The organism is Pilosibacter fragilis, assembly GCF_032490495.1.
GTDB classification, from domain to species: domain Bacteria; phylum Bacillota; class Clostridia; order Lachnospirales; family Lachnospiraceae; genus Pilosibacter; species Pilosibacter fragilis.
This window is the reverse complement of record NZ_JAVYJB010000003.1, coordinates 12900-25894: the sequence shown is the minus strand read 5'-3', so window position 1 is coordinate 25894 and position 12995 is coordinate 12900. Positions and strand designations below refer to the sequence as shown.

General features: G+C 48.8%; 16 protein-coding genes and 1 pseudogene. All 17 read left to right on the top strand.

Annotated features, from left to right (window positions below; all coding sequences use genetic code 11):
- Positions 1–33: 33 nt before the first annotated feature.
- The 17 genes and pseudogenes from ABCW45_RS02655 to mobQ all read left to right on the top strand — a co-directional run bounded on the left by ABCW45_RS02655 (position 34) and on the right by mobQ (position 12947).
- Complete coding sequence (locus tag ABCW45_RS02655; protein ID WP_330489656.1) at positions 34–1110, top strand: PDDEXK nuclease domain-containing protein; 1077 nt, start codon at positions 34–36, stop codon at positions 1108–1110.
- A gap of 130 nt (positions 1111–1240) precedes the next feature.
- Positions 1241–1570, top strand: coding sequence for an RNA methyltransferase (locus tag ABCW45_RS02650; protein WP_117472716.1), 330 nt, complete (start codon positions 1241–1243; stop codon positions 1568–1570).
- 119 nt (positions 1571–1689) lie between these two features.
- Entirely contained in the window at positions 1690–2511 is an 822-nt protein-coding gene (locus tag ABCW45_RS02645; protein WP_004797470.1) for a ParA family protein, read from the top strand.
- A complete protein-coding gene (locus ABCW45_RS02640) occupies positions 2468–3403 on the top strand; it encodes a ParB/RepB/Spo0J family partition protein (RefSeq protein ID WP_118753550.1) in 936 nt (311 codons plus the stop codon). The genes ABCW45_RS02645 and ABCW45_RS02640 overlap by 44 nt, the downstream gene beginning before the upstream one ends.
- Before the next feature lie 12 nt (positions 3404–3415).
- Positions 3416–3691 carry a DUF5720 family protein gene (locus ABCW45_RS02635; RefSeq protein WP_343220188.1) on the top strand — a complete coding sequence of 92 codons (276 nt, stop codon included), beginning with the start codon at positions 3416–3418 and terminating at the stop codon, positions 3689–3691.
- 282 nt (positions 3692–3973) lie between these two features.
- On the top strand, positions 3974–4837 hold the full coding sequence (locus tag ABCW45_RS02625; RefSeq protein ID WP_343220187.1) for a DUF6017 domain-containing protein: 864 nt from the start codon (positions 3974–3976) through the stop codon (positions 4835–4837).
- A gap of 34 nt (positions 4838–4871) precedes the next feature.
- Positions 4872–5618 carry a BRO family protein gene (locus ABCW45_RS02620; RefSeq protein WP_009004944.1) on the top strand — a complete coding sequence of 249 codons (747 nt, stop codon included), beginning with the start codon at positions 4872–4874 and terminating at the stop codon, positions 5616–5618.
- 22 nt (positions 5619–5640) lie between these two features.
- On the top strand, positions 5641–5952 hold the full coding sequence (locus ABCW45_RS02615) for a DUF5720 family protein (protein ID WP_007045765.1): 312 nt from the start codon (positions 5641–5643) through the stop codon (positions 5950–5952).
- A gap of 12 nt (positions 5953–5964) precedes the next feature.
- Positions 5965–6384 carry a DUF4313 domain-containing protein gene (locus ABCW45_RS02610; protein ID WP_343220184.1) on the top strand — a complete coding sequence of 140 codons (420 nt, stop codon included), beginning with the start codon at positions 5965–5967 and terminating at the stop codon, positions 6382–6384.
- 86 nt (positions 6385–6470) lie between these two features.
- Entirely contained in the window at positions 6471–6971 is a 501-nt protein-coding gene (locus ABCW45_RS02605; RefSeq protein ID WP_002570687.1) for a PcfB family protein, read from the top strand.
- Positions 6968–7270 (top strand): annotated as a pseudogene (locus ABCW45_RS02600) (VirD4-like conjugal transfer protein, CD1115 family); the annotation flags it as partial. The gene ABCW45_RS02605 and the pseudogene ABCW45_RS02600, both read left to right, overlap by 4 nt.
- Before the next feature lie 32 nt (positions 7271–7302).
- Positions 7303–9177 (top strand): DUF4368 domain-containing protein, encoded by a 1875-nt coding sequence (locus ABCW45_RS02595; RefSeq protein WP_343220183.1) that lies wholly within the window; start codon positions 7303–7305, stop codon positions 9175–9177.
- Positions 9178–9256: 79 nt separating this feature from the next.
- Positions 9257–9445, top strand: a complete 189-nt coding sequence (locus tag ABCW45_RS02590) for a transposon-encoded TnpW family protein (RefSeq protein ID WP_343220182.1) — start codon at positions 9257–9259, stop codon at positions 9443–9445.
- A 135-nt stretch (positions 9446–9580) separates the two neighbouring features.
- Positions 9581–9877, top strand: coding sequence for a hypothetical protein (locus tag ABCW45_RS02585; RefSeq protein WP_343220181.1), 297 nt, complete (start codon positions 9581–9583; stop codon positions 9875–9877).
- Between the two features lie 112 nt (positions 9878–9989).
- The gene (locus ABCW45_RS02580) at positions 9990–10820 is read left to right on the top strand and encodes a hypothetical protein (RefSeq protein ID WP_243000247.1); all 831 of its coding nucleotides are present in this window, start codon (positions 9990–9992) and stop codon (positions 10818–10820) included.
- A gap of 84 nt (positions 10821–10904) precedes the next feature.
- On the top strand, positions 10905–11201 hold the full coding sequence (locus ABCW45_RS02575) for a DUF3847 domain-containing protein (protein WP_117853057.1): 297 nt from the start codon (positions 10905–10907) through the stop codon (positions 11199–11201).
- A 231-nt stretch (positions 11202–11432) separates the two neighbouring features.
- Positions 11433–12947 carry a MobQ family relaxase gene (gene mobQ / locus ABCW45_RS02570; protein WP_343220180.1) on the top strand — a complete coding sequence of 505 codons (1515 nt, stop codon included), beginning with the start codon at positions 11433–11435 and terminating at the stop codon, positions 12945–12947.
- The last annotated feature ends 48 nt before the right edge of the window (positions 12948–12995 follow it).

Sequence of the window (12995 nt, the reverse complement as noted above, 5' to 3'; positions counted from 1 at the left end):
TTATAAATTATGAAGAATTGTGAGGAAGAAAAATTGGATAATAGAAAGCGGATGGGAAAGAATAAAGACGGGGTGATATTTCCTGTCGCTCCTAATCTTTCCGAGATGAGTGATACTTATTTGAATTTTATAGAAGAAATAAAAGCAGAGATTCAGAAGCAGCGCATCTCTGTTGTATTGAATGCAAATTCCAGTATGATTTGTCTTTACTGGAACATTGGCAAAGCCATTATAAAAAAGCAGGAGAAAGAGGGCTGGGGTACGAAAGTTATCGACCGCATGGCTAAAGACTTGAAGGACGCATTTCCTGATATGTCTGGATTTTCTCCGAGAAATATCAAATACATGCGGAAATTTGCCGAGTGCTGGCCTGACTATGAAATAGTGCAACGGGTCGTTGCACAAATTCCGTGGAGAAGCAATATTTCTTTGATGGATAAGCTGACAGACCAAAAGAGCCGCATATGGTATGCACAGAAAACAATAGAAAACGGATGGAGCAAAACAATTCTCGATATGCAAATTGAGAGTAGGCTGATGGAACGTGCAGGTCAAAGCGTAAACAATTTCCAGGCAGCACTACCGCCAACAGATTCTGATCTGGTAAATCAGGTATTCAAAGATCCCTATCTGTTTGATTTTCTTGGAACAGATATTCCTCGCAGAGAGGTGGAAATAGAGCGCCAGCTGACAGAACATATTCAAAGTTTTCTGCTGGAATTAGGGCAAGGATTTGCCTTTGTCGGCAGACAGGTTCATCTGGAAGTTGGTGGTGATGATTTCTATATTGATCTTCTGTTTTATCATCTGAAGCTACGGTGCTATGTCGTTATCGAACTGAAAGCCTGTGATTTTGAACCGGGCTTTATCAGTCAGTTAAATATGTACCAAAATGCGGTTAATGATATTTTACGTCATCCAGATGATAAGCCGACAATTGGTTTGTTGTTGGTAAAAGGAAAAAATAAAACTGTAGTAGAGTATTCTCTGGCAGGATATCAAAATCCGATTGGTGTAGCAGAATGGAAAAACCAAATTGCAAAAGCATTGCCGGAGGAACTGCGAAGTAGTCTTCCGTCTGTTGAAGAAATTGAAAAGGAGTTAGAGTAATTGTGCAGCGACCCGTTGCACAATTAAAGTTGGTGCAATCAATGCTCAAAATTTTTGTTCCGCCAAGAGCAAATTCTGTTTTTGGGGAATCTGAATTGCACACTCAACACACGTGGAGACGGTAGTTCTTTTGTCCCACAAAAAAGCCGACAGTTATATCCACATTGATGTGGAGTTTGGAGAGGGCGAGGGCAAGATTCCGGTAGATAGTATTGCTAAAAGAGCCGAAGCGTACAAGCCCAAAGAAAAAGTGACCTACAAAATGATTAAGGAGTACATAGAAGCGAAATACGGCTTCAAGGTACATACCGCATATATCGCAGAGGTAAAGCGAAATTTGGGATTGCCGATGTATGATGCTCCTAATGCGGTAGAAGAATTGAAACAGCCGAGGAAACATCCGACACCAGAAAAGGTAGAAGCAATCAAAGATGCACTTCGTTATTTTGCAGTGATATAAAACTTTACTTACAATCGAATATTTCTTACATAGCCGTTTATTCATTTATTTGAGTAAGCGGCTTTTTTCATCCTTATTTTTCGGAATAGGGATATTTTTTGTAGAAGGAGGAGGTTTATTTGAACACGCAAATCATCGCCATCGCCAACCAGAAAGGCGGCGTTGGCAAAACAACAACCTGTGCGAACTTGGGAATAGGTCTGGCACAGGCCGGAAAGAAAGTGCTTCTGATTGACGGGGACCCGCAAGGAAGCCTGACAATCAGCTTGGGAAATCCGCAACCAGACAAGCTGCCATTTACACTGTCGGATGCAATGGGCAAAATTCTGATGGATCAGCCTATACGCCCCGGAGAAGGTATTCTGCATCATGCAGAAGGCGTTGACCTGATGCCCGCCGACATTCAACTTTCCGGTATGGAAGTGTCCTTGGTAAATGCTATGAGTCGTGAGACTATCTTGCGGCAATATCTGGACACACTGAAGGGGCAATACTCCCATATCCTCATCGACTGCCAGCCCTCCCTTGGTATGCTCACAGTCAATGCGCTGGCGGCTGCGAACAGGATCATCATTCCCGTTCAGGCAGAGTATCTGCCCGCTAAAGGGCTGGAACAGCTGCTCTCCACGGTAAACAAGGTAAAGAGGCAAATCAACCCCAAGCTCCAGATTGACGGTATCCTGCTGACGATGGTGGACAGCCGAACCAACTTTGCCAAAGAGATTTCCGCGCTCCTGCGGGAGACCTATGGCAGCAAGATCAAAGTATTCGGCACAGAGATCCCCCATTCTGTCCGGGCAAAGGAAATCAGTGCAGAGGGAAAAAGTATTTTCGCCCATGACCCTGGCGGCAAGGTGGCAGAGGGGTATCGAAATCTGACGAAGGAGGTGTTGAAACTTGAAAAGCAGCGCGAAAAAAATAGAGCTGGCCTCGGTAGATGATCTGTTCTCCACCGAAGAAGGCCGTCAGGATGCAAAGCTGGAAAAGATTCAGGAGATTCCGCTGTCTGAACTGCATCCCTTTAAGAACCACCCATTCAAAGTCAAGGATGACGAAGCCATGATGGAGACCGCTGACAGTATCAAGCAGTATGGCGTTCTGGTTCCGGCGATTGCTCGACCGGACCCGGAGGGCGGTTATGAGCTGGTAGCCGGACACAGGCGGCACAGAGCCAGTGAGCTGGCAGAAAAAGAGACCATGCCGGTAATTGTCCGTGATCTGGACGATGATGCAGCCACAATTATTATGGTTGACAGCAATCTGCAACGAGAAAGTCTCCTCCCCAGTGAAAGAGCATTTGCTTATAAAATGAAACTGGATGCTATGAAACATCAGGGAGAGCGAGTTGATTTAACTTGTTCCCAAGTTGGGAACAAGTTAGAGGGCAAGAAGTCCAGTGAGATTTTGGCAGAGCAAGTAGGTCAGAGTAAAAACCAGATTTTTCGCTATATCCGTCTGACAGAGCTGATTTCTGAATTGATGGATATGGTGGATGAAAAGAAGATTGCCCTGAACCCTGCCTATGAGCTGTCCTTTCTCAAAAAGGAGGAACAGGTAGACCTGTTGGACGCGATGGACAGCGAACAGGCTACCCCTTCTCTTTCTCAAGCCCAGCGGCTCAAGAAATACAGTCAGGAGGGGCATCTGACCCTCGATATGATGCGTGTCATCATGGGTGAGGAAAAGAAAAGCGATCTGGACCGAGTGACATTTACCTCTGACACCTTGCGGAAGTATTTCCCTAAAAGCTATACGCCCCAGCGAATGCAGGAAACCATCATCAAGCTGCTGGAGGCATGGCAGAAAAAGCGTCAGAGAGATCAGGAACGATGAAAGGAGCCGCCTATGAGGGATATTTCAGCCCGTGAGCTGAAAGGACACAACATTCTCGCCGTAGAGAGGTTTTGGGATAACACCCGCTGGATGATTGAGTTTTCCGTCCTGCGTCCCAGCACAGCTTACGGCAGCCCCGGAGAGGAAATGCGGATGTTTTTGACCGAGGACGGGTATCAGGCTGCCCTGCAAAGCCAGCAGCGCCGGGAGATTAAGATCAAGCGTTACGCTCGTGTGATTGAGGGACATATCCTCGATTTCAAACCGGGAAAACGCCGCCGCTCATAAACCCATACAACGAAAGGAAAGGAATGACTATGTGTACGGTAAAGGAAATTCAAGAAGCAATCCGGGAAGATTGCAAATCTCAGCATGACATGGATTCAACGGATATTGACCGAGTGATGCAAACACTTCCTTTCGCCCAGGAGGAGCCATTTACAGAGGCGCGTCCTCGAAAGCCGCTGTTTTGGTTCTATGCAAGAAAATTTGAAAAGTGTTGAACACCGCAATTCTTTGGAATGAGGATTGCGGTTTTTTTGTACCCAAAATTCGGAAGGAGTGAGGTCGATGGCCGTTTTTCGCATTGAACGGACCCGTGATTATACCGTGATGAGCAATCATCATTTACGAAATGCAAACCTGTCGTTAAAAGCCAAGGGACTGCTTTCCATGATGTTATCTTTGCCAGAGGACTGGAATTACACCACCCGTGGTCTTGCAAAGATCTGTAAGGAGGGCGTGGATGCCATAGGCGCTGCGTTGCGGGAATTGGAGGCTGCCGGTTACATTGTGCGGCACAAACTGCGTGACAGCCAGGGACGCATCAGTGATACGGAGTATGTCATATACGAGCAGCCACAGCTTAGAAAACCGGATACGGATTCACCAGATACGGAAAACCCGTATATGGATAAACCGGATACGGAAAAGCCCGCAGAATTAAATATAGGGAAATCAAATACAGAAAAATCAATTACTTATGGATCAAGTACCGATTCCATTCCCTTCCGGGAAACAGCGGCGGCAAGACCGCCGGAACGGAAAGGAAGAGATGCGATGTCTGTCACAGAGATAGAAAATTATCGGGAATTGATTTTGGAGAATATCGAGTATGACTGTCTGAAGCAGCGTTATCCTCTCTACCTGGATGACCTGAATGAGATCGTAGAGCTGTTGGTAGAAACGGTCTGTGCCAGACGAAAGACCACCCGGATCTCTGGGGCAGACTTTCCTCACGAGATCGTGCGTTCCCGTTTTTTGAAACTGGACAGCTCCCACATCGAGTTTGTCATGGACTGTCTGCAAAAGAACACCACCCAGGTACGCAACATGAAGCAGTACCTGCTTGCGGTGCTGTTCAATGCGCCTACCACCATGAATAATCACTTCACTTCATTGGTCAACCACGATATGCACGCAGGCGGCTGGTAAAGGCCGCCTTTTATCATGCCAAAGGAGGCACGACATGAACCAGATGGAAATTTTCAAAAACCCGGAGTTTGGCAGTATCCGGGTCATCGAAGAAAACGGCAAATACCTGTTCTGCGGAACGGATGTGGCCGCTGCGCTGGGGTACAGCAATTCCCGCGATGCAATTATCCGCCATTGTAGGTATGTCGTGAAACGCGACGCACCTCACCCACAAAGCCCCGACCGCAAAATCAGTATGACTTTTATCCCCGAAGGAGATTTGTACCGCCTGATTGTTCACAGCAAATTGCCATCGGCAGAACAGTTTGAACAGTGGGTATTCGATGAGGTTCTGCCTACCATTCGCAAGCACGGGGCCTATCTCACAAGAGAGAAGCTTTGGGAGGTAGCTACTTCCCCGGAGGCTCTGATGAAGCTCTGCTCAGACTTGTTGGCTGAGCGTGAAGCAAATATTTCTCTGCGTAAGGAAAATGCACAGCTGGAGGGCAAAGCCGCTTTCTATGACCTGTTCATCGACTTAAAGCACAGCACCAATCTCAGGACAACCGCCAAAGAGTTGGATGTCCCGGAGCGCCGGTTTGTTCGGTTTCTGATAGAACGACGGTTTGTGTACCGCACAGCATCCGGCAATGTGCTGCCCTATGCCAATGTGAAAAATACGGGGCTGTTCTGTGTGAAAGACTACTGCAATCACGGGCATACCGGCTCCTACACGCTGGTTACGCCAAAGGGAAAGCTCTACTTTGCTCAGCTGCGGGAGATGATCTTGCTGGTCTCATAAGAACGGAAAGGAAGTGGGTTTTATGCAGGAAGGCAAAACAATCGGGCAGCTGATGGAGGAAATGCGCCAGAAAGCCGGGGCGCAGAACTATCACGGTCATGACTACATGGATCTCCAGCGATTTGCGGAGAACACCCGGCACATGATTATTTTTGATGTGCTGACGCATGATTCCCCGGTGGGCTGGAAAGGAGAACGCACCCGCCTGTTTTTGTCAGAGATAGGCTATGAAAAAGCTCTGGACAGTCAGGCAAAGGGGCAGATCAAGATTCTCAGCCATGCAAAGGTCAGAAATGGAGATTTGTTTTATGACCACAAAGAACAGATACGATAGGAGGAATCCGATATGAATGAGGAAAAGAAAGTACCCTTTAAGTGGGAATATGGGGAAGAAACCATATCGCTGCAACTTGGGATGTATGCGAATAATCATCGGCTTTATATCGGCATGATTACCCATACAGAAGATGGGGAGGAACCGTTTGCAGATATGACGGTGAACCTTCCGGGGTATTCCCTGGACCCCGGAGAGGCGTTTATTTCCGGTGACATCAGCAAGGACCTGCTGCGATTCATCAAAGAGAACAAATTGGGGAAGGTGCTTCCCTACCAGGTGCAGTCCGGTTATGGAAAATATTCTGCCGTTGCCTTTGATCTGGAGAAGTTGAAGGCATTTAACCCCAAAGGTGTGGCTGAGTTTCGGAAAGAGTGGAATCTGCCGGATAAGAAGCCGGTAAAGAAAAAGAGCCGCGGGATGGAGCGATGAAGAAATATTTTCTCCGGAGGCTGGTGGTTCCGCCTTAGAAATAAATGCACCACCCCTGCACATTTTGTGGAAAGGAGGCGATGAAAATGCAGGAAGAAGTGGAAAACAGGACTTTAACGCTGGTTGTCAGTGGAACAAAGTTCACCGGCAGGCTGCTCAAAGCCGCCATCAGCAAGTACATGGCCCACTGCAAGGAAAAGAAGCTGCAAAAGCAAAGAAGCCGTGACGCTCCTGTGACACCCCACGGCAAACAGACCGTCAAGCAGCTCATTGGTCAGAATCAGGGGATCTCCAATATCGAGATCACAGACCCTTCCATCAAGGAATTTGAGAAGATCGCCCGGAAATATGGTGTGGATTATGCGGTGAAGAAAGACCGCAGCAGCTCCCCGCCCAAGTACCTGATCTTTTTCAAAGGCCGTGACGCCGATGCGCTGACCGCTGCATTTACCGAGTACACCAGCAAAAAGGTCAAGAAGGCCGAGAAAACGGAACGCCCGTCCGTACTGGCAAAACTCAGTCAGTTCAAAGAGATGGTCAAAAATGCCGTGGTGGACCGCACCAAGCGAAAGGAGCTGGAACGATGAAAAAGCAGCTTGACATCAAAAAGCTCGTTTTGCTGAACCTGCCCTATCTCCTGATGGGGCTGTTTGCTACCAACTTCGGGGAGGCATGGCGGCTGGCACAGGGGGCAAATGCTTCAGAGAAATTCCTTTCCCTGTTTGCTGTCCTGCCTGGGGCGCTGCAAAGTTTCTGGCCCAGCCTGCACCCGTTGGATCTGCTGGTGGGGCTGTGCTGCGGTGCTGGCCTGCGTCTGGCGGTGTATCTCAAAAGTAAAAACGCCAAGAAGTACCGTCATGGCATGGAGTATGGTTCTGCCCGTTGGAGTGCATAATTTTAAGTGTAAATGACACATACATGGACGCACAGGAGGTTATGCACATGACTGATTATAGCAAAATTACAGCCCTTTACTCCCGCCTTTCCGTGGGCGACGAGGACAGGGATGGCGGCGAGAGCAACAGCATACAGAACCAAAAAATATTTTTGGAGAACTATGCCAGAGGGCAGCACCTAACCAATATCCGGCACTACATCGACGATGACGAAAGCGGCAGGTTTTTTGACCGTTCCGCCTACTCCCGCATGATGGACGATGTGGAAAACGGGAAAATCGGTGTCTGCATTATGAAAGACCTTACCCGCTGGGGGCGCGACTATCTCCAAGTCGGCAACGCGATGGAGATATTCAGACGGAACAATGTGCGCTTTATCGCGGTCAACAACGGCATTGACAGCGAGAAGCCCGACACATTGGAGTTTGCGCCCTTTATCAACATCATGTCGGAGTGGTACGCAAAGGACATCAGCAAGAAAGTGAAAACGGGCATTAAGACCAAGGGCATGAGTGGAAAGCCGATTGTCACCGAAGCCCCTTACGGCTATATCAAAGCCCCGGATAACAAGGACTTTTGGATAATCGACGAAGAAGCCGCCGAGGTTGTACGCCTTATTTTCCGCCTGTTTATCGGTGGGAAGAACCGCAACCAAATCGCCGTATATCTGACACAGGAGCGAATCCCAACCCCCACTTTCTATATGAAAGACCGAGGGCGGGGAACCTGTAAAAATAAGACGCTCAACGAGGATAACCGCTGCAAGTGGAACAAAGCCACCTTGACCAATATCCTCACACGGCAGGAGTATTGCGGCGATGTGGTCAACTTCAAGACTACAAAGCATTTCCGGGATAAACATAACCACTATGTAGACCGGAGCCAGTGGCACATCACAGAAAATGTGCATGAGCCGATTATCAGCCGCAGCGATTTTGAAACCGTACAGCGGATTTTGGAAAACGCACCCGTCAGACGCCCCAACGGGGACGGGGAAATCCACCCTCTGTCCGGCTTACTTTTCTGTAAGGACTGCGGCGCAAAAATGCACATTCGTATTGATTACCGGAACGGCGGCAAGCGGCACGTTGCTTTTTGCAGCGAGTACCACAAGGGGAAAGCCAAGAACCCCAAATGCCATTCTCCGCACATCATGGACGCGGACTTGCTCATGCAGACCATCGCGGAAGTGCTGAAGAAAATCGAGGACTATTCTATCAGCAATCGGGCGGAGTTTGAAGCATTAGTGAAAAAGAACCTTGCCATGCAGCAGACCGACCAGACCAAAAAGCAGCAGAAGCGTATTCCGCAAATCACGACGCGCCTTGAACAGATTGACAAGGTGCTGAATAAGCTCTATGAGGACAACGCCCTCGGCACGATCCCGCAAGACCGCTATGAGCAGATGTCGCAGAAGTATTCGGAAGAATACTACGCGCTGAAAGCGGAGCTTGCCACGCTCCAAGAGCAGCTATCCGCTTATGAGAACGCGGGAGGACGGGTGCAGAAGTTTTTGAAGCTGACGGAACGCCATGCGGCCTTTACCGAACTTACACCCGCCATTCTCAACGAGTTTATCAGCAGGATTGAAGTGCATGAGCGCGACCAGAAAAGGGCGAGATACGCAATCCAGCACATCAGCATATATTTCAATTATATCGGCAAGTTTGAGAATGAAGTGACGCAGCTTGCAGAGCCGACCGAGCAGGAAATCCGGCAAATGCGGGAGGAAATCGAAGAAGCCAAAAAGGAAAAGAGCCGCGCCTACCACCGGCAGTATTCAAGGGAGTACCGGGCGCGAAACCTTGAAAAGCAGCGGGAGTATGACCGCATGAAAGCGCGGGAATACCGGGCAAGGCGAAAGGCGCAGGCAGCCGCCGCACAGCCCACACAGTAAAACAGAATAACCGTCAACCAAGAGGGATTTTCCGAACTACGGGAAATCCCTCTTTTGCGCCCAAAGAAAGGAGCCGCCTATGGCAGAACAGACCCCCGACAGTATCATTACGACCCAGAGGAACGGGCAGACCATTGTTGCGGAGTTATTTTTCAATCACAGCAGCAAAGAAACATTCCGCGACAAGCTGCTCAAACTGGCACTTGCCGACAGCTCGCGTTTATCCGCGTCTGACGGTCAAGAGCCGGAAAAAACAGAAATCTTGTGATAACAGCCGCCCTGACGATACACTCCCCGTCCGGGCGGTTTCTATTTGAAAATCCTCATTTTCCCCAAGTCAAGAGCCGGGAAAAACACCCGAAAATGCCCCTATTGCGTAACAGGGGCGCAGAAAGGAGAGTTTATGAGAACAGGGCTTACGAAGCAGGAAAAGACCACCGATATTTGGTTTGACGAGAAAGGCCCCCTTATCCATATCCGCACCCACAACACCGACTTAAAGAAGCGGCTTGCCGCCTACGCCGGACAGCACCCCGACCAGTGCCGCCAGACCGACGCAGACCCCGAAACGGGCTGCATGGAGTTTGATATTGCAAAGGGGCGTTTCTCTTTCCGTCTGACCGCCCCATACAGCGAGAAACGGCGGGAAGCAGCGCGAAGGTATGCCAGAGAAAATAATGCCGCTGACAGGCTGAATTGATATGGATTTGTTCATACTCTTGTGCTATGATATTTATGAATAATGAAACCTTTTCCTCTTTTTTGCGTCTATATAAATAACAGAAAAATGAAAGATAAAGGAGGCTTCTGTTATGAAAAAGAAATGGTTAATAATCACAATGGTGTGCATGGTCTTATTGTGCATTGTGGTAATGGTCTTTCTGTTTACAATGGGGAAAAAACCATATAAAAATCTGGACGCAGCACAAATAGCGTCAGCCAAAGTGCAATTAACGCCGCCAGACAAAACAGTTGAAATTGAGGATATTTCAGAGTTAGTAGGCTATTTGAATGATGTAGTTATCTATAATCAAGATAATTCTTACACAGAATATGTAGGGCAAGGCGTTACTTTTACCCTGATTATGACCGACGGCACACAGACAGAGATTACGGCATATAACCCATTTCTTATAATTGATGGTGTAGGCTATAAAACAAAGTATGAGCCATGCCAAGCACTTAATAGCTATGCCAATGAATTATTAAATTCTGGAACTGCCAATGTGATTTTGGAAGAGCCGCCTGCTTTAGGTTTAGTAAGTGATAACACCTATGTCAGTGCATTATTAGGTGCTTATTCGTGGCAGAAAAAAGATGTTGATGGAAATTCTATAAGTACAACTACCGATAGCGCACACCCTTTAGATTGTGAAGAATTATTATCCCCGCCGTATGAAACACCAGAAGCAACAGCTACACTAAGTTTTACAGAAGAACCCGATACTATTTTAAGTGTAAAATGTTGGAGTGATGAATATTGGGGGAAACCTACTACAAACAGCGAAGATGTAACTATGACTGGAAATGTCCTCACTCTTAAACCGGGCGGGTATATCTATGAAATAATAGCCGACTGGAATACCCAAAACGGTTATGGAGGAACTGCAAGCTATTTTATTTACTTGAAAATGATAGAGTAAAACTAAATAAACCACCTACAAGGGACAGCCGAGAAAATCGACTGTCCTTTTTCTATGCCGACAGGCAGAAAGGAGCGACCAACCATGACGAAACCGAGAGAGAAAACCCGCGAGGAGCTGCAAGCCGAGATTGAGGACGGAAAGAAGAAAATCCGGCAGTTTGAAAATCGGGAAAAGGTGTTGCGTCAAAAGCTATCCAAAGAGGAACGCAGAACACGCAGCCACCGCCTTATCGTCCGGGGCGCAGTCTTTGAAAGCATTGTGCCGGAAGCAAAGACCATGACCGACGAGGAAGCTGCCGCGCTTCTCCGGCTTGCACTGACGAGTGAACCAGCACGGGAATATCTGAAAAAACGAGCCGAAAGCGGGAACGCCGAATAAATCCCTTAGGAACTAAGGGCGCACTTATACACCCTTGCGGGCGTGTGCGCTCTGCCGAGGGCTTATCTCCGCACAGGGAGAGTTCCCCGCGCTCCGATATGGCGGCTTTGCCGCAACAAGGGGCTGCACCCCTTGCGCCGCTTTGCGGCTATCCCTGCACACCCGCAAAAACAGTACACCCGCCGTTGGCGTCTGTACCATTTTTGAGGGCTTTATTATCCTATCCGGGAGGTGATACCCATAGCCATTTACCATTGGAACATCGGCATTGTGAGCCGAGGAAAAGGCAAATCAGCCATTGCCGCAGCCGCCTACCGAAGCGGTGAAAAGCTGACAAACGAATGGGACGGAATGACCCATGACTACACCCGCAAAGGCGGCGTTGTCCATACAGAGATCATGCTGCCGCCCCATGCCCCGCCCTCTTTCTCTGACCGCTCAACCTTGTGGAACAGCGTGGAGCTTTACGAGAAAGCCGGGAACGCCCAGCTTGCCAGAGAGATTGACGCGGCGCTCCCCATAGAATTATCCAGAGAGGAACAGATCCGGCTTGTCCGGGAATACTGTTCCTCTCAATTTGTTTCCAGAGGAATGTGCGTTGATTATGCCATTCACGACACCAACAGCGGCAACCCCCATTGTCATATTATGCTTACCATGCGCCCCCTTGACGAGCGCGGAGCATGGGCGGCGAAATCCAAAAAGGAATATGACCTTGACGAAAACGGCGAGCGTATCCGCTTGCCAAGCGGAAGATACAAAACCCACAAGGTTGACCTCACAGGCTGGAACAGCCAAGAGAATGCGCTTGTTTGGCGCAAGGCATGGGCTGATATTTCAAACGACTATCTTGAGCGTGCCGGAAGCCCGGAGCGTATCGACCACCGCAGTAACGCCGAGCGCGGCATTGACGAAATACCGACCGTCCATATGGGCGTGGCGGCTTGCCAGATGGAGAAGAAAGGTATCGCCACCGAGAAAGGCGAACTGAACCGCAGTATTCAAAAGGCAAACCGCCTTATCCGGGAAATCCGGGCGCAGATTGGGAAGCTCAAAGAGTGGATTGCCGACCTGTTCAAAGCGCGGGAAACCGCCCCGAAGCAGCCGCCGCAATCTCCCAACCTTGCAAATCTGTTGATGAAGTATTTGAGCGTTCAGAGAGAAAAGAGCCGGAAGTATTCGCAGCGATGGCAACAACAGCACACAGCCGATGAACTGAAAACCATAGCGGCAGCGGTCAACTATCTTTCCGAGCATGGTATCTCTAATCTTGATGAGCTGGACGCTTCTCTTTCCTCTGTCAGTGATAAAGCCTATTCAATCCGGGAGGGAATGAAAACCACCGAGGAACGCATGAAGAAGCTGCAAAAGCTAATTGAATACGGGAAGAACTATACAGAGTACAAGCCCATTCACGATGAGCTGAAAAAGCTGCAAAACGGCTGGACAAACAAGCGCGACAAGTACGAGGAAGCCCACCGCGCCGAGCTGACCCTATGGAACGCAGCAAGCCGCTATCTCCATGCAAATCTGCCTAAAGGAACAAAGACCTTGCCTATTGCGGAATGGGAACAGGAATATGCTGACCTCAAAACACAGAGGGAAGCGGAATATGACACGCTGAAAGAGACCCGCGCCGAGGTTGCCGAGCTTCAAAAAATCCGCAAATGCGTGGATATTGCACTCCGCGCCGACCAGCCGGAGCAGACGCAGAGCCGCACCAAGCGGCACGAACAGGAGCGATAAAGAAAAGGACGGGCAAGCCATTTTGCTTGTCCGCCCTAAATGCTTTCT